General features: G+C 40.6%; 7 protein-coding genes and 3 pseudogenes. 2 read left to right on the top strand and 8 right to left on the bottom strand.

Going from position 1 to position 19,319, the window contains the following annotated elements; genetic code table 11:
• Nucleotides 1-590: 590 nt before the first annotated feature.
• From V1L65_RS04645 to V1L65_RS04670, 6 genes and pseudogenes are all read right to left on the bottom strand, one after another.
• A pseudogene (locus V1L65_RS04645) lies at nt 591-1,249 on the bottom strand (SDR family oxidoreductase); the annotation flags it as partial.
• A gap of 339 nt (nt 1,250-1,588) precedes the next feature.
• Nucleotides 1,589-3,355 (bottom strand): sensor histidine kinase, encoded by a 1,767-nt coding sequence (locus V1L65_RS04650; protein ID WP_331697913.1) that lies wholly within the window; start codon nt 3,353-3,355, stop codon nt 1,589-1,591.
• A gap of 2 nt (nt 3,356-3,357) precedes the next feature.
• Nucleotides 3,358-4,134: a response regulator transcription factor gene (locus V1L65_RS04655; protein WP_331697914.1), complete on the bottom strand. Its 777-nt coding sequence runs from the start codon at nt 4,132-4,134 to the stop codon at nt 3,358-3,360.
• A gap of 226 nt (nt 4,135-4,360) precedes the next feature.
• The gene (locus tag V1L65_RS04660; protein WP_331697915.1) at nt 4,361-5,206 is read right to left on the bottom strand and encodes a carbohydrate ABC transporter permease; all 846 of its coding nucleotides are present in this window, start codon (nt 5,204-5,206) and stop codon (nt 4,361-4,363) included.
• Nucleotides 5,206-6,105: a carbohydrate ABC transporter permease gene (locus V1L65_RS04665; RefSeq protein WP_331697916.1), complete on the bottom strand. Its 900-nt coding sequence runs from the start codon at nt 6,103-6,105 to the stop codon at nt 5,206-5,208. Before V1L65_RS04665 ends, V1L65_RS04660 begins: the two co-directional genes overlap by 1 nt.
• Nucleotides 6,106-6,133: 28 nt before the next feature.
• Complete coding sequence (locus tag V1L65_RS04670) at nt 6,134-7,522, bottom strand: ABC transporter substrate-binding protein (protein WP_331697917.1); 1,389 nt, start codon at nt 7,520-7,522, stop codon at nt 6,134-6,136.
• Between the two features lie 329 nt (nt 7,523-7,851).
• Here V1L65_RS04670 and V1L65_RS04675 point away from each other — a divergent pair.
• Nucleotides 7,852-9,047, top strand: a pseudogene (locus V1L65_RS04675) (IS701 family transposase).
• Nucleotides 9,048-9,414: 367 nt separating this feature from the next.
• On the opposite strand, the gene V1L65_RS04680 reads toward V1L65_RS04675, so the two are convergent.
• Nucleotides 9,415-15,624, bottom strand: a complete 6,210-nt coding sequence (locus V1L65_RS04680) for an S-layer homology domain-containing protein (RefSeq protein WP_331697918.1) — start codon at nt 15,622-15,624, stop codon at nt 9,415-9,417.
• A gap of 417 nt (nt 15,625-16,041) precedes the next feature.
• A pseudogene (locus V1L65_RS04685) lies at nt 16,042-17,339 on the bottom strand (IS110 family transposase).
• A gap of 436 nt (nt 17,340-17,775) precedes the next feature.
• Here V1L65_RS04685 and V1L65_RS04690 point away from each other — a divergent pair.
• Nucleotides 17,776-18,738 (top strand): DUF4868 domain-containing protein, encoded by a 963-nt coding sequence (locus tag V1L65_RS04690; protein WP_331697919.1) that lies wholly within the window; start codon nt 17,776-17,778, stop codon nt 18,736-18,738.
• Nucleotides 18,739-19,319 lie beyond the last annotated feature (581 nt).

The raw sequence follows: 19,319 nt of genomic DNA on the forward strand, positions 1-19,319 counted from the left end.
CACAAAAAAGAAAGAACGGGCTTGGTGACTGTGTGACGCTGCCCGCCGCCGGTCTTTGGCAAATTAAAGGTTATAAACGGAGCTATTTAGTTCTGACCTATCGTTTTCGAGTCTCATACGGGCCAATAACGCTGAAAATATCCTCTATTTCCCACTCAGATATGGCCATGCATACGGATAGGGCCGTTTAAGTCCTCTATTACTGCTCTACGTTTGCACACAATTCTCATCAGGCGTGGAACAGATTAGACAAAGCACACCGCTCCGGTTAAAAAAAACATTCGACCCGACGGGAAGTCCCCGGCTGCAGTGTTCGCCAGATCATTCAGCTACTGGAGTGGGAGGGAAGGTAGCAGATCATCGGCCACTCCAACCAATACTTAACCGATTACAGGCTGCTTGTTCCAAGACTTTCGTTCGATGAACGGATCAGTAGGTTGTAAGCAGACTCAGTGAGTTCATCTTCTATGGGCTGATATTGAATATTGTCGTATACCTCCTATGAAACAAACCGGTATAATAAGATAAGGGAACAATGGCCGCAATAATGTGGCCTTCTGTTTGTCTACGATATATGTTATTGTTGATTATTAAAACACACTGCGTACTAATCCCCCATCTATTCGCAACGCGGAACCATTAATGGCGGAGGAGAGAGGACTACTTAAGAAGGTGACAAAATTTGCAATTTCTTCTGGTCGGATAAGCCTTTGAATAATGGAGGTTGGCCGATTCTCTTTCATGAATCGCTTCTCTGCTTGTTCTATTGTCAGTTTCTCATTTGGATACAGGCTATTTAACATCGTTTCCACTCCTTCTGTCAAAGTGGAGCCAGGCATAATAGTATTAACTGTCACATTTGTTCCTTTAGTCAGTTCAGCCAAACTGCGGGAGAGCGAGAGCTGCATCGTTTTAGTCGCACTATAATGAGCCATTTCTTGGGATGGCATAATCGCAGCCTCGCTAGCGATAAAGATGACTCTGCCTTCTTGTTTTGAATCATTTGTTTCAGGTAGCTGCGAGCAAGTCGTACACCACTCATGATGTTGACTTCAAACAGCTTAAACCAATCTTCATCAGGGATATCAAAATATTGTACAGGCTCAAAAATTCCCAGGTTATTAATAAGAATGTCTACTTCAGAGTACTTCTCAATAACTTCTTGGCATCCTTGTTCTGTTCCCAGATCAGCGACAGCTGCCTGGAGATTAGCATCAGGATATTTTGCTTTTATTTCTTTTATAGTCTGACATTATAGGTTGGCAGTAACAGTACTGGATTCATTGTCATCCACCTCGTTCTCGTTTTCCTCACTATACGTTCTTTTGAGGGGTACGACAACTATTCTGACATAGGGGGCTAGCTAACTGCATTTTGCCAGGCTGTTGAAAAAGGTATATGAAGCCGTCTCCAGATTAATATGTCTTTTTCAACAGCCTGAGGAAATACATTTAGCACTTGATTAGCATAGCTGCGCCATGTGGAAATCATCGCAATGAAATGGTAATGGTTGCCCAACAACAAACACTAGACTATCACCTGAGCGACCTGATATCGTGACTTCGTATGTTCAGCAAATGGTACAAAATCAATCCTCATCGATTGGCAGCACTAATTCGATCATCGTTCCCCATCCAAGCTTACTTCGAATGCGAAAACTATGCTGATTAGCATAAATGATTTGCAATCTTTTGTAAGTATTGTAAAGCCCGATCCGCTTGGGCTCTTCCTCGCTTGTAAATAGTTGCCGCAATTCCATTAAGCGCTGACGATCCATTCCAAGTCCGGTATCTACAATTGCAATATAGAGTTTTCCTTGCTGTTTACGTATTTTAATGCGGATTCTACCGAAGCGTTCGCTTTCCTTAATCCCATGATAAATAGCATTTTCTATCAGAGGCTGGAGTAATAGTTTCATCACGGTTACATACAATACTTCATCCTGATAATCCCATTCCAACTGAAACTTATCTTTATAGCGTATTTTCATAATTTCGGTATAATTATTAGTGTTATAAATTTCCTCTTCTAATGTCACTTTTTTGTTCGAAGTACTAATTGCATAATGAACAACGCCCGTTAGATGGTCTATCATTCGGCTTACTTCATTTTGTCCACCTGTTAAAGCAACTGCTTTCCAAAATATTGTCTGCAATGTATTTGCCATGAAATGCGGGTTAATATTAGATTGCAGCGCCATTAACTCCATCATTTGCAGCATATATTTCTTTTCTGTCAGTTGAATTTTTAGCGAACTACGTTCCACAAACGATTTGATCATGCTTTGCAGAATAAAGCTGTTTTCATCAGTTACTTTCTCCGGCAACTGCGGCAATGGCATTCCTTGCTCCGCATGGCTAATTATTCGCAATATCCGGAAGAGATTACGATGATCACGTCGCGCAATATAGTGGGTTAGAATAATTCCTAATACAAGGGAGACGAGTACAAGTACAATAGTTACATAAAGTAAATTATTAGATAGTTGATAAAACCCTTTTCTCGGAGTTACAGAAATATATTCCAAATCATATTCATTGGAACTAAGTTTAGAAACGACATAGTTTTGTTTGGATATTGCTGATTCATAAATATGTGTTTCAGATAAATCCATATTAGCAATATTAGAAAGTTCCGTATAATCAGTACCGGTCGTCGATGCGATAATTTCTTTATTACTATTCACGATAAAAAGTTGTTGTTGTTTCTGGTAAAGTAACTTTTCCATACTTTGTTCCAGTGCTTTGCTACGTAAATTGGCGACGATATAACCTTCCGTTTTCGTTTGTCCAGGTGCTACGAATCGTCTATACAAAGTAACCACATCCGTCTCACTGCGATCGAATGCATATCTTTTAATTTTGCGTGTTTCAATATCTCGTTCCTTGTTAAATTGCTTCATACTATGGATACGTTCAAGCCAAGTTTTATCGTTATAGGATGTAAAATTCACCCTCCCTTCATTAGATACCAAGAAGTTATTCTTAGCGTTGTCATAATACAAATAAATCGAATGTATATGTGGTCGTATATTGGTTGGAGCATTAATGATCGTCATCACATTACTCAATGCTTCAATATCACTTGGACTAGCCTCGTTGCCTGTCAGCAAAGAGCGTATCCGAGTAATCATTCTCGAATTGTAGTTTAATGTGTAGTGAACAGAATCAAGTTCCTTGAACAACAATTCAATCGTATTGCGTGTTTGCTCTAACATCTTATAATTATTAGTATCAAGCTCATTACGGACATAACTAGTTGTAGCAACAATGGAAAAACCGCCCAATATAATGAGCGGTACTAATAGTGGTATAGTAAATCTTAATAACCCCTTCACGAAAAAAGATTTTTTCATATTTACTCCTTCACCTCTTTCTGGGAGTCAAGATGAGTTTTTCCATTTCGATAATCACCTGGAGTTACTCCATAATAGTTTTTAAAAGCTCTTGTAAAGTTAAAGGAATTACTATAACCGACCATATCACTAACTTCATATATTTTGAGTTGAATATCTGCCAACAATCGAGCAGCTGCCTCCATTCTTACAGTTGTCAAATAATCAGAGAACAACTGACCTGCATGTTTTTTGAAATATTTACTTAAGTAATCAGGATTCATATGAACTTGTTGAGATAGCACTTCTAACGTCACATCTCGATAATGCGTTTCTACATATTGCTTTACTGTGGCAATGACTTTTTCCGTAAAACCACCAGAGGGATCCTGCTGATCTTGCGACTTCTGAGACAGTTCCTCTATATTGTCCAATTCTTCCTTAATATTGGAGAACGCCCGAATCAACTCGTTATAGTTGGTCGATTTCAGCAGATAACGCCTCACTCCCGCCTCGAGCGCTATTTGTGCAAATTCAAAATCTTTATAGGCACTAAAAAATATAATCTGTACATGCGAATTACTAGCATTGAGTTTTAAGGCTAGATCAAGACCGGACATCACTGGCATTTTAATATCACAAAGTACAACATCCACTTCATTATTGAGAATGAAATCATAGGCCTCTTTGCCATTTTCGACATTGCCGACTACACGAAAACCGATAGAATCCCAAGGAAAGTATTTGCACAAACCGTTTCGAATTTCATAATCATCATCTACAATAAGTAAGTTATACATGCTTACCCTCCAAACGCCAGACAAATGCTTTTTCACCGTCTACCTATCACTTTAACCCACAATTTAGCTTATATTTACAAACGTTGTCAACTGGAAATAATATTCAATTAGATCCTATTGGTAAAATAATGATGAATATAATGAACGAATATAATCTACTTTTCGAACTGCCAGAAGCAGTCGCTGTAACTTAATTACGTTAGCGACTGCTTCTGTGTCAGTATGTTTATCCTTTTAAACCTGTAGTCGCAATTCCTTCAACAAAATACTTCTGAGCGAAGAAGAAAATGATAACGCATGGAATAATAGCTACCATAGACATCGCCATTACTTCATTCCATTTTGCAGCTGAACTAATATCCAAAGACATCCGTAAACCTAGCGCTAATGTAAATTTTTTGACACTGTTAATATAAATTAACGAGTTGAAAAAATCGTTCCATGTCCATATAAATTGAAAAATAGCAGCTGAGAATAAAGCCGGTTTACATAGTGGAAGCAAAATGCGTACTAGCACAACAAAAGAATTACAGCCATCAATCGTTGCCGATTCATCTAATTCACGAGGTAAACCACGGAAAAATTGGACAAGCATAAAAATAAAAAATGGATAACAGGCAAACAATGCTGGCATCGTAAACGGCAAATAGCTGTTAAGCCACCCAAACTCATTAAATAAAATATACCTTGGAATAATGATTACCGCATTTGGTAACATAAGCGTCGATATCATAATTGCAAATAGTATGTTCTTCATCGGAAACCGAAATCTAGCAAAACCGTAAGCTACAAATACACTAGATATGAGAGTAAAGGCTACAACCGGAATAACCATTTTGAAAGTGTTCCAGAGAAAAACACCGAATGTAAACTGACCGCTTCCTTTCCATCCTTTTGAATAAGAATCCCAAATCACTTCTTTAGGAAGCAGCGACAATGATCCGAATATTTCGTTGTTCGCTTTGAATGATGCAAAAAATAGCCAGATTAATGGATAAACCATAATGAGCGCAAATATGCTTAAAAATAGATGGTTCCCCAAAGTGCGAAGTCGTGATTGATTAGCTACCATCACTTATCCCCTCCATCCTCATAATGCGTCCAATACTTCGAAGTTTTGAATAGAACAAATGTGACAATAAGGATAAGTAAGAATAGTATCCACGACAGTGCTGATGCATAACCCATCTTGAAAAACTTGAACCCTTCGTCATAAAGTTTAAGCGCAAACAAATAAGTAGAATTCATTGGGCCGCCATTGGTAATAACAAATGCTCCTGTAAAATCTTGAAATGCATTTACTAATTGCATAATAATATTAAAGAAGACAATCGGTGTTAGTAAAGGCAATGTAATCATAAAGAACATTCGTAGACGAGATGCACCATCAACACGTCCAGCCTCATATAATTCCTGAGGAATTTGCTTTAATCCGGCCAAAAACAATACCATTGAAGAACCGAACTGCCATACTGCTAATAATCCTAGCGTATATAGAGCAATATTCGGACTACCTAACCAATCGATAGGAGGAAGATTGACCTTTGCCAATAACCCATTAATAAAACCTTCCTTCATAAATAGGAAACGCCACAATATAGCAACCGCAACGCTTCCGCCCAAGATCGATGGCAAGTAAAACAATGTACGGTACGTATTAACACCACGGATATTGACATTAAGCAACACTGCCACAAGTAGAGCAAATATTAACTTTAGTGGTACAGAGAAAAAAACATAAATTAACGTCGTAACTAATGATTGATAGAAATTACTATCTTTTGTAAACATCGTTATATAATTATCTAAACCTACAAAGCTGGGCTTATTCGTAATACTATAATCAGTAAACGAATAAACGAACGAAGCGCCAAATGGATAAAATTGAAAGATCAAAAAACCGATAATCCAAGGTAAAATATATAAAAGCCCAATATAATTTTTACTCCACTTCCTTACCCTAATTCCCATATTCCTCACCTGCTCTTTAAGTCAATGTCTATTTCAACTCTTGAAATTTATCCTCTAACCGCTCCAGCAATTGTTCTGTCGCTTTTTCCGGTGTCAAACTGCCGTATACTACTTTTTCACAAAGATCGCGAATAATATCAGCAATTTCCGGTTTATTCTGAACAGTTGGTGGTGATGACATTGGATTCTTCAACGCGTTATCTACCATCATCGCAACATCGTCATCCAGCACTTTAGCATCGACCAATGCTTTCATCGCAATGTCTGATGTCGGTACAGAACGTGTATCTTGCAAAATCATTGCTGCCTCTTCACTATTGAGCATCCAATTGACAAACTTCACAGCTTCATCCTTATGTGCCGAGTTTTTGTTAACAGCCAGAATCATGGATGGCTTAAACTTCACTTCAGTTGATTTACCGCCATCTGCGAAAATTGGCAATCCTGCCGCAAACTTATCTTCACCGCTAGCTGCTTTATATTTAGACACAGTAGCTGACCAGTCAACCACCATCCCGATTTCACCATTTACCCATTTCGGATTTTGTTCCATTTTGCTCGTAAATAAAGCCGCGTCACCAAGTGGTTGTGCTGTTCCGCTATCAAATAACTTTTTCATCAACGATAGTGCTTCGATAATATCTTCTTTAGTTGCAGTTATAGCAGGAGCATCCGAAATCCAGTACTCGCCGTTTTTAGAATACAGATATTCACTTAATACAAATTCTCCAAGTCCTCCAGTTGTTGTACCAGGCTCAATCGCAAACAAATAATGATCTTTGTTCTCAGCGTTAATTCTCGAACCTTCTTCTATCAACTTCTCCCATGTCCATTGTGTATCAACACTAAGATCGAATTTGTCAAAAAACGCTTTGTTGATCATGGTACCGTAACCGTTAGTTCCCATTGGTAATGCAACTAGTTTATCGCCTATAGATACATACTCTTCTAGTACACTAGCTGGAAACTGAGAGTGATCAATTGCTTCTTCTTTACTCAAATCTACAAAAGTGTCTCCCTGCTCAGACAAATCAGGTAACCAAGGATAATCGAGCTGCATTAAATCGGGAGCAGAATTCCCCGCTATTTGTGTCATAATTTTTTGTTGATACCCATCGTAACCTTGATATTCTCCTTCAATCGTCACATGAGGGTTAAGAGCTGTATAAGCATCTATTGCTTCCAAAGTTGCTTGATGGCGAGCGTCCGACCCCCACCATGAGAAGCGAAGATTTACTTGTTCTTTCTTTGTTTCTGTTACTTCAGTTGGGCTTTGTGAAGGTGAGTTGTCAACCACATTATTATTGCTGTTATTACCATTACCGTTACCGCTTCCACCGCATGCTGTTAATGATGCAACAAGAGCCGTTAACACAATACCTGTTCCTAACATCTTACCCATTTTTTTTGTAAACATTACATTTTCTCTCCTATCTCGAAATAAATTTGTAAGCACTTTCAGTAGTGCTTGATTAGTATATTATCATTCCTTACATCAAAGAGATACGACGCTAACTTGAGATAAAATATCTGTAATCTTCCGTTTTTAGAGAATGTCGATCAAGAATAGTTAATAGACGATTGATGATAGTTTTTTAAAAAAATGTCGTTATATCTTTATTAGTATCTATAAATGAGCAAATTTTCTTCCAATAAATTGTAAATTAAAAAAGAATAGAGACAAAGCGATCTCCTTGTGGTAAAAATAATCACCACAACACATCTTTACACGAAGGAGAATCTGCTATGTCTCATACCGCCATCGTACCCGATCATGTCACACTACGCAACTATTTGTTGCAACATCGGCTACCCTTGTATTTTTTAAAGCCGGTCTTGGCACAAATTGAGACGTATATGACGGCAGCTACCGCGGAAGGATTTCGCGGTAAAGTGGTAGATCTGGCAGAATACAGCAATTGCCACCGGACAACACTCGGCCATATTCCGGCTCAGGGCAAGTGGGATGAAGGCGTACTGCAAACCAAAGTGAAGGCCGAATCCCTTCGTCATGTGATGCAAGCGTCCATACGGACAGCCGAGCCGATGTTTGTCATCCATAATGATACGATTGCTCAGAAGACCAAGCCTTCGTCACAGGCTGAGGCTCCTATAATCATTCACATCTACTTGGCAAAGTCGTGTGGGGCCACCAGGCTCAAGCTACTGTTGTGGAATGTGCAGACTTATCACTCATCCATTCGATTGATCTTTATGACAAAACGAAGACCACGCTTGATGGCACCGTCTATACAAAGATAGACCGGTTTTGCGATATGTCCGTGTCGATGCCCCTTCCGACTCATGGTGGATACGTGCTGGTTGATTAGTGGTTTACCTGCCCTCGTGTCATCGACAGCTATGCAGCAGCAAGCTATCACTTGATTGGGGCTTTGAAGACCAATCGCAATCTCTACCCGCAGGGCGTTCGCATTTCCGTTCAGGATTTTGCCTCACACATTCGCAAGGAAGACGTTCGCCTCGTGACCATGAACGGTTCTTCTTACTGGACGTATCGGTACGAAGGTGCATTGAACGAGATCGATAATGCTGTTGTCCTGTTGTGCTGGTCGAAGCAAGCATTTGGAGAACCAAAAGCGCTGCGTGCGTTCCTATGCACCGATGTTTCCTTGGCGACCGAAACCATTTCAACCTACTATGCCAAACGTTGGCCAATTGAAATCTTTTTCCGACAGTCCAAGACCAATCTGGGATTTGATACCTATCAAGTGCGTTCCGCCACGGCCTTTATTCGTCTATGGGCCTTGCTTGCGTCTACCCATCTGTACTGTACCACCGGCCTGGCACAACCTCTTGCGTTTGGTGACGGCTTACGTCTTGTCCGAAAACAAGTCCAGCAGGATCGATTCCGAGCCGTATATGAATGTGGGCAAAAAGTGGGCCCCTTTCATGTCGTTTGTGAGCAGTTCAAGCTGGCGTAAAGTGTCCCTTCCATTTCCTGTATCCATTTTGGCTCATTATAGTTAGTATATTAAACTGCCCATATTAAACGGAGTCTATAACTGTATGATGGGAGCATCAAATCCAGCAAGAGTAGATTACTTTGCTCTGCTGAAGAACAAAGATACAATCGCTCTTGCTGGATTTATAGAAACATAACTATTTGCATACTAAAAAATCGTGAAACTCCATCTAACAAGTTTGTACAAAGATTTCTTCTACTTCTTCAAGCTGTCCGTACAATGAATAGGCATCGAAATTATGCCATTCTGGATCGAGTACCCGTACTTCTCCCCCGCAAATCGATTAGATTTATCGAAGTAGACTGAAGGTAATGACAATTAAACTTCAGTTCATAAACGGCAACATGCGATATAGTACAACTGCCGCTTCAGCGCGGGATGCATGAGACTGTGGCAAGAAAAATCCTGCCCCATTGCCGTTGACAATGCTGGCTTGTTGCATCTTCAGCACCGCCTCTACTGCATAATCTTTAACCTCTGCGCTATCTATAAAGCTTGATGTATTGCCGTTTACTGCTTGTAGCTCTATTCCAGCCACGTTCAACGTATGATAGAGCATAACCATCATATCTTCTCTGCTTATATTTTCATTTGGTCCAAACAATCCGTTCCCTTTCCCTTTAATTATGCCGCGTTCAAATGCCGCAGAAATTGCTCCACTATACCAAGCATTATCTGGTACATCTGCAAAATTCGAATCACTTGCAGCATTGCTGTCCCAGCCGAAAATACGCATAAGCATCGTAATAAATTCTGCCCTGGTCACATTTTTACTAGGTGCAAATGTATATGGTCCTACACCTTCAATAATATTACGAGCAGCCAGTGCTTCAATGCTTGATATTGCCCATGGTACGTTTGCAATATCGGCAAACCGGATATCATCCCGATAAACGACCACATATGCATGATCCAAACTGCCGGCGAATATCATACCCTGCTCCTCACTGTTATACAAAGCGCTAACTACTGGCCGCATATCACCATTTGGAGTAATGAGATATACAATCATTTTTTCAGGTGTCTGCCCAGCTCGTAATTCAACTCCTAACGCCAAGCGAGCGGGTAGTCCTTTGGATAATGATTGACCATCTGCCAATATATCAATTTGATAAACTGGTCCTTCCGCTTGTGCCGCAAGTTTGCCCGTAGCTTTCTTTTGCACAATTTGCCATTGCAGTTGGTCGTTATTATATTGGCTAGCCACAATATCCTTCAGTTCAACAGTTACAGCTACTCCACCTACCAAAAGCTCAATAGTAGTCAATTGGTCTGATTTGGCTGCTTCCAACACCCATTCCACTGGTAAGTTAATATGGTAATCCGTAATTGTCTGTTGTTGTGGAATTTGTAAGCTTATCTTACCGCTACGTGCATCTTTAATAGCTTTGTTCCACTCTTCAGATGTAACTTCTACTGCCAAAACATGCTCAGACTCAGGCTTAGGCGTCTCTTCCAAAACATTATCATCGTCATCATCACTGTTATATCCTGGATACACACCACCTGGTTGACCACTAGTATTTGCCTTAACAGTTATATTCGCTACAGCCTCTAGTGACGTTCCCTCTACTGCACCATATACAACAAATTGACCTGCCTCTTGGTACTGAACGGGATCTATCGTATTCCAACTCACTGCTAATTCCGCCTTACTTCCATCCCCATACGTAGTGGTAATTACTGCTGGCAGTACAGGTGCCGTTCCTATATAGGTAACGACTGTTACTGGCGTCAGACTTACAATAGCAGACGCAGGAGCATTTACTGTTATATCCACATAGGTTACAGCTTCAGTAGATACGAGGCTTGCCACTTTCACTCTCGCTGTACCTGGATTTTTAGCGATAATCTCACTCTTAAGCCCATCTGTACGTAGAGAAATAACATTGCCGGTGCCACTGACAGGGTTCTGTTCTTCTATCATCCATCTGATTTGGTCGCCATCTACGTAAACGGGATGTAGATTATTTACTTGCGCTTGCAACATTGATGTATCGCCTAGTTCCAATGTTGTTTCCCCAGTTACTTCAATCGATGCCGGAATATTTTCATCCAGCTTCACTTTAGGCGTAAACTCAAACCGATCCACATTTAACATTTTGATACCTGATTGATATTGAAGTCTGAACACTTTTTCTCCAGGCGTAGCAAAGGTCATATCTCCAAAGTCAAAAAACTTCATCTCATCTTTCGTATGCAATTGATTCCATGGTTCTCCTGCCTTTTCACCATCGACATACCATTGCCCAACTCCCCTGCTGGTCGTAAACTTGGAGACTGCCTGTACGTTATAAACACCGGCTTGTGGTACAGATACTTTAAATTCTATATAGCTGTCAGTATCTACAATGTTTTCAAAAATGAGAACATTCTCCGAAGCTTTCACAGTTTCACCCGTTGGTGACGTACCTGTAGTTCCTCCACCATCAGCTAATCTGGAGTTTCCTCCAACTGCTGTAGTTTTTCCAGAATGATGCAAGGTAGCAGCCAGTACAGTAAGCTTAGCAGGTGGAGTTACAACAAATGGCTCAGGGGTTTCCGTAAATTCTGCAATCTCTACAACCGCTGATCCGGTATCGTCAAATTGCAGCTCCACTATCATAACCTTGTTTTCCGCTTTACTATGAACCATAACTTTCCCCGTTGCACCTGGTTTTCCTGAAGCTTCTACAACCATACTGTGATCAGCATTTACTCGGAGTTCATAACCGTCAACTCGGTGATCCGCGTACAACACCTGATAATCCTGATCGATATATTCAGTTATCCAAAAAGCTCTAGCATTAGCAACGTTTTCTGTAAAATCAATATTAAAGCTACTTAGCTGACTACCTGTTAGTAAACCTTTGTAACGGTAAGTAAACTCGCCCGTATCATCTAGTGAAATATCCTGAATCAAATACTTTTTCGTCTTATCCAGCCATCTCAGATCCACCTCAAGTGCAGCCGCATCACCTTTTCCGGCATCCGTTGCGATAAGCAAGGCTTGATCCTGCTGCTCTGATACATACATCATTGCATAAGGCCCGGTCGATTGATCCCAGTTAGCTGCTACATTGCTGTCCCAGCCTTGTCCGTTATATACAGGACGAATAATCGTATTAGTCAAGTCTTGAATACGTGCTGATTTCCTCCACTCATTAAATGCACTTACTAGATCAATGGAAGTTTGGCTCCACTCATGAGGCAATGATCCGTGTTTAACATTTCTAGCAAACATATATTTGTAGAAAGTCGCCATCCTACCGTTCTTCATGTCACCATTGTTAAAATAAGCAGAGTTAAGCGGCAAATGACCGAATAAATTGGTGTAATTTTGAATATCGATCGTTTCTCCTAATTCTGTTGACGAAGTCGTCCAGCCATTGTTAATGACATGAAGCAACTCATTAGAACGATCACCTTGACTCGGGTAGATATCCACTTCCGTAGTAAGTTTAACCTTGTAATCAGGATACTTATCTACCAATTCATTCAAAACATCTCGAGTTAACACGTTTTTCCTATACACATTGTCAGTAGGATGTGAATAATCGGTTACGTTGTCATTCAACCAATACTCCGTTAAATCAACCATTTGATGCTTCAATTGATAGTCATTAATCAGAGTTTCTATCATCCCCTTCTTAGCAGCAATAACTGCTGGGTCAGCTAGATCATTTCCACTATTATGATAACCTCCCGACATCGAATACCATGCTCCGAATATAAATCCATTGTCCCGATAAAATGAAGTAAGATTTGCCATATTGTTCGTTAGTCTCGGAATAGCAATAATCGAATCCCTAAACGTTCCTGGAGTATTATACTCCTCTGTATTCCATAGATCATCCCACATAATCATATCGAAACCAGCTTCTTTCGCTTTCGGAATGACTGTTTCTCGATAATATTGTTCTGTTCTGAGGTCTGGAAGTGGACTATCTGGCGGCCCCCAGCTCCAATCATTGGTCATGAGAATAGTCGACGTATCGTTGTAACGAAATCTCTTTCTGAGATGCTCCTCAGCAGCCATTTTCCCATCGACAATATCACCCTTGAAAGCTGTCATATTAACCGCAATATATTCAAATTCTTCCTGCGGAAATAAAACTAATTTAAATACCTCTTCATTAACCGCTACCTTAACCTGATCGCCAGTAAAAGCATCAATGCCAGCAAAAGACTTGCCCATGTATGGCTTCGAAGTATCGCTTCCTCTTCTGTAAGTTTGCGTTTTTCCGTTCACCTCTGGAGAAATATAAAAACCGTCTCCTGTATCATAGCGGTTGATGACAACCTTGATATCCTCACTAGATTTACCGCAATTGCTCGCATCAACCCCAGCAGTTGTACTGTACCATTTCGTAATACATGAATAATGTAAATTTCGCGATTCATCAGGAAAATCTAACTTGATCACATCTGCTGACGTAATTTGCAAACGTTTATCTGGGCTATTATTTTTAATATAAGCCTGATATTTTATGCCCGCCTTGCCATCATAGACTTCAAAGGAAAGCGTGATGGTCAGTTCATTCTTTGTAACTGGAATTTCCCAGCGTTCGCCGATTTGTTGTACTGTTCCATTGGAAGTTTTCATTTCAATATTTTGATGAACTACCTCACCCAGCGTAAATACAGGATCATTGGCATTCAAACTGGCTGTTGTGATAGCCGGCTCCTGCCCAGTCGCCCCTTCCTTTAAAAAACGATAATTGTAATGAAAAAGTGTCGACTGATTTGGAGCAGCTCCCTGTGGCAAATACTCCTTCTCAGCAGCCTTATTATAAAAACTGGTCATCTTTATGGCGCCTGCACTAGTAAACTCAATTTTTGCTTTCAGCACATCATTTTCCAGAAGCCATGAATTTGTAGACATAATTTCTCCAATTTCAATGGCAGCACTGCGTAATGTATTCCCTTCTGTGCCAAAAACATCTTTTGCCGTTACCGAAACATAGAGCACTTTTCCTTCATCCTCTTCAGATACCCTATAAGTTTGGCTATCAGCTCCTGGAATTTCAACCCCATTGCGATACCATTTATAAGTGAAGTCGCTTTCATTCGCGTCATGTAATCCACTATTAAAGCTTACCTTCGCCTTAAGTTCACTGCCTATATATCCGTCACCTTCTATTTCCACTTGGTTGATAGTCAACGAACTTGGAATAAGTTGAATATAATCAATAGAAATATACCAGTTAGTGCTTTCCGGATCTTTACCTGTAATTTGGAAGCGAATAGTTTGTTCGCCAGCCGTATCAAATGTAATATTTCCAAGATCTACTTCTTGATAACCTCCAGGCTCGGGCTGATACCCATTATGTACAGAGCCATAAGGAGTGTCGTTTATATAGGTCTGAAATATAGGTCTTCCCGGGTGATTTTTAGTTCTAAATGTAACATTGTAGTTCCCAGCTGCAGGAATAGACAACTTATATTCTATATACTCACCCACACCACTCAGATCAGCTCTATGCCATTTCCCCCCGCTAGCTGCATGGTCATCAACACTAACCATATTTCTTCCATGGGAGGTCGCAGCCGTCAACTTTTCTGCCTCATATCGAATTGGCTCCGCTGGTACGATGATTCTCAATGAAGATATCTGATTCGCTAACGAGGGAGTGTCAGTGTGGAACGTCGCTTTTTCTCCTGTCAAATCGCTATTGGCATATGTCTCAATAAGACTGCTCTTGTTTACTTTTAGTGATGATATGCCGCTGTCAAACATGCCTATCGCTTGTAACATATCTCTAGTGTATGCGCCTCCATTTAACGAAAAAGATTGACCTGTATAAGATTCCCCTTCATAAAACACCGCCGCTACTTGATCGTCAGAAGGTTTTAAATGACGGTAAACGTTATAAGCTAAGGCAAAAGCTCCTATGTCATTAGGATGCACTTTGTCTGGAAAGTAAGCTTCTAAATTGGTTGTTGCTGCGTAATTGTCAATGAGGGTAGTTCCTGTTTCCTTGGCAACTTGTGTAATTAACGGAATTATCTCGTTTTCCAGTACCTCGCCTTTGATATTGCTAGAATTCGAGCCAAATACTTTTGGTGGTAACGCTACATATATTTCAGGATGAGAGGATAGCCCCTGATACTCAGCAATAAGTGCCTTATAATCTGTCAGAAACTCGTCTTTATGTGATAACCAGTTACTATCTTTGGAATCATTTGTTCCCAACTGAATGACAACAATATCCGGAAAACTGTTCTTGCTGTTACTATATTGGGTTTCATTCCAGTAAGGCTTATTCCCTTGTTTCAGCAAAGTAGAACCACTAATTCCATAATTATTGACCTGGAATTCGCTTCCCAGCAGCCGTTGCAATTGATCAGGATAACTTTCTCCCGAAGAAGTTCCAGAACCTGCAGTAATGCTGTCACCAACAGTTGCAATCTTGATTGGTTGAACAGCCAAAACTGTCTCTGTTCCTTGCATGTTATTGGCAACAGCATTTCCTACAGGAGACACCATTCCCAGCAACATTACCGCACATAATAATATACTCATGAAGACCTTCCATCTCACAACTTTAAGCATCCGTTTATTACTCCTCCCACTATAAAATAATATTTTCTCTTGTTTTCTCGCTCATTCTTAATATTTCAACTTTGACAGCTTGAGAGATACTGGTGGAGAATATAATCTACACCACGATGTTCTGTAAGAGCGTAAGCGGGAACAGAGCTTAGGAACTTCTCATTTCCAAAACTGTGGATAATTAGTTATGATCGTACAGTGGATCTCCACATTCACCCTTGGGGTTCACCCTCCCATGTCACGCTGGGTCTATGCCCTTACATTCCTTCGTTCTACCTCTCAAGGGGTGGATGCCGTTTTTCGCTCCTTTACAGGGTTGTTACCCTTACGGTGTGTCGTGCGTCGGCTTCTCCGGTGCTTCCATTGTCGGGTTGTTCACATGTGAATAAGCGATATTGCAGGTGATGCTTCCTTGATTTATGCAACCAATTGTTGCAGCTGGGCTTGCCGAACGGGGCCAACAACATCAATGGCGTTATACACTCTTTGCTTTGTCCCCAGGGTATAGAGAACACGAATCAGTTTCCACACAGGGCAATGAGGGACTGTTTTTTCTTCAGCGGGTTTTGGCTTCGCGTCGTGTAATACCGGTGAAGCGCTTGGAACTCTGGATTCTTTGCAACCAACGGCATCACTGCACGGAACAACAGCGCCCGCAGACGTGATCGCCCTCGCTTGGTTATACCCGTCTGTCCTTTCCGTATGCCCGAACTGTTTTCCATGAGATTTAAGCCCGCCAGACGAATGATCTGCTGACCGTGATCGTAGTGATTCAGATCGCCCACCTCAGCCAGAAATCCAGCTACGGTTAGAACACCGATTCCAGGCACAGTCAACATTTCTCCCGTTCCTGGAATGCCCTCCAAGATTTCGGCCACCTGTTGCATAATCGTTTCGAGCTGCTTGTTAAACAAGTCAAATTGCTCCAGTAGCGTGCTGAGTTCCACTCGGGCGGCAACGACGCCTTCTGTCAGACCGATCGAGACGCTTGCTGCGGCATAAAGTGCTTCTGCTCGCTTGATTCCCACGCCACGCCCGACTTCTGTCTTCCAATACGCCAGGACGTCTCTAGCGCCCTTGGACACGAGGTCAGCAGGCAACGGGAACGCTCGCATGGTCATGAGCGACGCCTTGCCACTCCAGTCTTTAAACACATTTGCGTACTCTGGAAAAAATCGATCCAACCAATTGCCGATTCGGCCTTTGACTTGGGTCAAATTGTCCGACACCTTCTCGCGTAGGTTCATCAGGATCCGCAGTTCTGCAAATTCCTTCGTCGGCAGCTTTGGTTCCGAGTAATTCCCGTCTCGAATGAGCTTTGCGATGACTTTGGCATCCTTGTAATCGCTCTTCGTCGGTGAATTATCTTCAAGCTCTTTCGACTTGTTGACGTGATGCGGGTTGACCACAACGACTTGAATCCCTTGATCCTGCAAGAAGGCGGCTAACGGAAACCAGTAGTGTCCAGTAGGCTCGATTCCAAATATGATGTCTGTCTTGCCATGTGTCTGTCCGAGCTCCTTCATCCATGTAGCGAGCTTCGTTAGTCCTTCCTGATCATTGGTGAACACACAGTCTTTGCCAAGCTCGATGCCGCGAAAATCCACCGCACGAGCCACGTGAATCCGCTTGGCAATATCCGCTCCAACGACCAATGTCAATCCGGTAATTCGTGTAATCCGTTGATTCTTTTTCTTTTTTAGCTTATGCTTCATGATGAGTGCCTCTTTTCGTATTGGGTTTTGTTCTTTGGACCGAACGTTTCCCAGTATACTAGAGGCGCTTTTTTCATTCAAAGCTTAAATTACTTCATTACAGGAATGGCTCTCTTTTAGTGAATTCATGCTTATAAATTTAAACATCCATTTATTCCCCTCTCTTTTTGTCGATTCATGCTAAACAGAAGGAAAAAAGTGAAGCGTCTGATGCTATAAAAACTACTAGCTCCATACTCATTTTCTTTCTGTTATGCAAACATTATCATTTCCTTATTAGCATGCCAACGGCGCTATGTCGAGAAATAATATCCTCAATCTACTTCTTTTTGCTCAATGTCGAATCATGATAGTTTCTGTCCAAAACATTATGCTGTTTACATAGAATTACTATTTATTAACGACAATAAAAATTTGTAGTAAGGAGAACGATACAATGCATAGAGAAAGAACGGTTGAAAGCATCAACCGAATATTCCAAAATGAAGAATACGGATTTGAAGCATTTGTAGTTATGAAAAACGACGTATTAAAGCGATTGATACTATTCGAAGGAAGCCCGGGTAATAGAAGGACGAATAAGCACGAGAATTTTAAAGAAGCAATAAGGGCTGATATATCTGAGTATATTATTAAGGAGTATTTGTCACCTGAGGCGGAATATGAGCTGGCAGAAAAAATTGCGGATAATCAGCATAAGTACTATGTGATAGAACAAACTGATGCATACCGACCATTTAATATGCTAAATACACCTATTGATAGTCTGGATACATTTAGTATGGATGATAGACCAGAGGCAAAGGGACTTTTGTTTATGTTTAAGCGAGATGATACTAAAGTATGGGGTTATCAACATATTTATGCGGTCACGGTTCCAAACAAATCAAAAAAAGGGTGGCTTTCTATACAGGATGGAGATGTATTTAAAGAAATGCCCCTCTCTCTATTTCCGATTGCCAAGAAAGTTCATTTGCTTATTATCGAGCATGAGATTGTCACTAAAGATATTTCACTTATGCAACGTAGTTTTAGGTTCGAAACGTTTATCAGGAATTCCGCTCAAACTGTTATTGAAAAGGTTAGCAATATTGATTTGGTAGATAACCTAGAAAAGTTGTCGTTATATGCAGAACGTAGTCAATTAACATATGCTAAAAAGATGATGCGAATTAAGAATTCTGCTGTGCTTAGATTGTCTGCTGAACTCTTACTGGAAAGAATACAAACATTACCTCGATGGTCAGGGAAGTTTATACTTAGTAATGACAAGATTGTCTTGAATACATTTGGTCAAGTGGAGAATTTGATTGATTTACTCGATGAGAAATATACTCGTTCTGATGTTACAGGGGAGGAATATAGTACAGATGTTAAGCAATTAGCGCCCCCGATTTAAAACGTTATTTCAAAATGGAGGAGTAGCAGAAAGGGGCGGAAGCCCCTCACGCTTTATTAATTCAGGATTTATAACATGTGAATGATTTGCTCTATGGAATACAAAGGTAAAAGAATGGTAAATAACCAGAGAGTCCATTTGCATAAAAGTTCGATTTTTTTTGGCTTCAAAAACTTAATGATTATGTATACGGATATTAGAACGAATAGAGAAACAACTGCAATATGGAACACAATATCCATTGATGGAATATTGGATAGCTCATACCACACTGCCAAGAGCATTTGACCTGAGAATGAAATCAATGCAATCCTCACTACACAGGGGATTTGGTACAGAATAGGTACTGACGGGATGGATCTCATTCGTTTAACCAAGCGGCTCTGCCGCACCGAAATATTCATGGCCCTTCTCTCTAAATTCCTCGCCTGCAGAGCCTTCATATTTTGAATCTTTATTTTCTCTCTTTCATAAATTTACGCACGTCATGACCCTCCTCTATATCGCATGGCTGAGAATCTCCTGTAGGCTGTATATATTAAGGAATCAACAGAAATTTCTACAGCATTTGTAATATGTAG

This window comes from Paenibacillus sp. IITD108, assembly GCF_036541265.1.
Lineage (GTDB): Bacteria > Bacillota > Bacilli > Paenibacillales > Paenibacillaceae > Pristimantibacillus.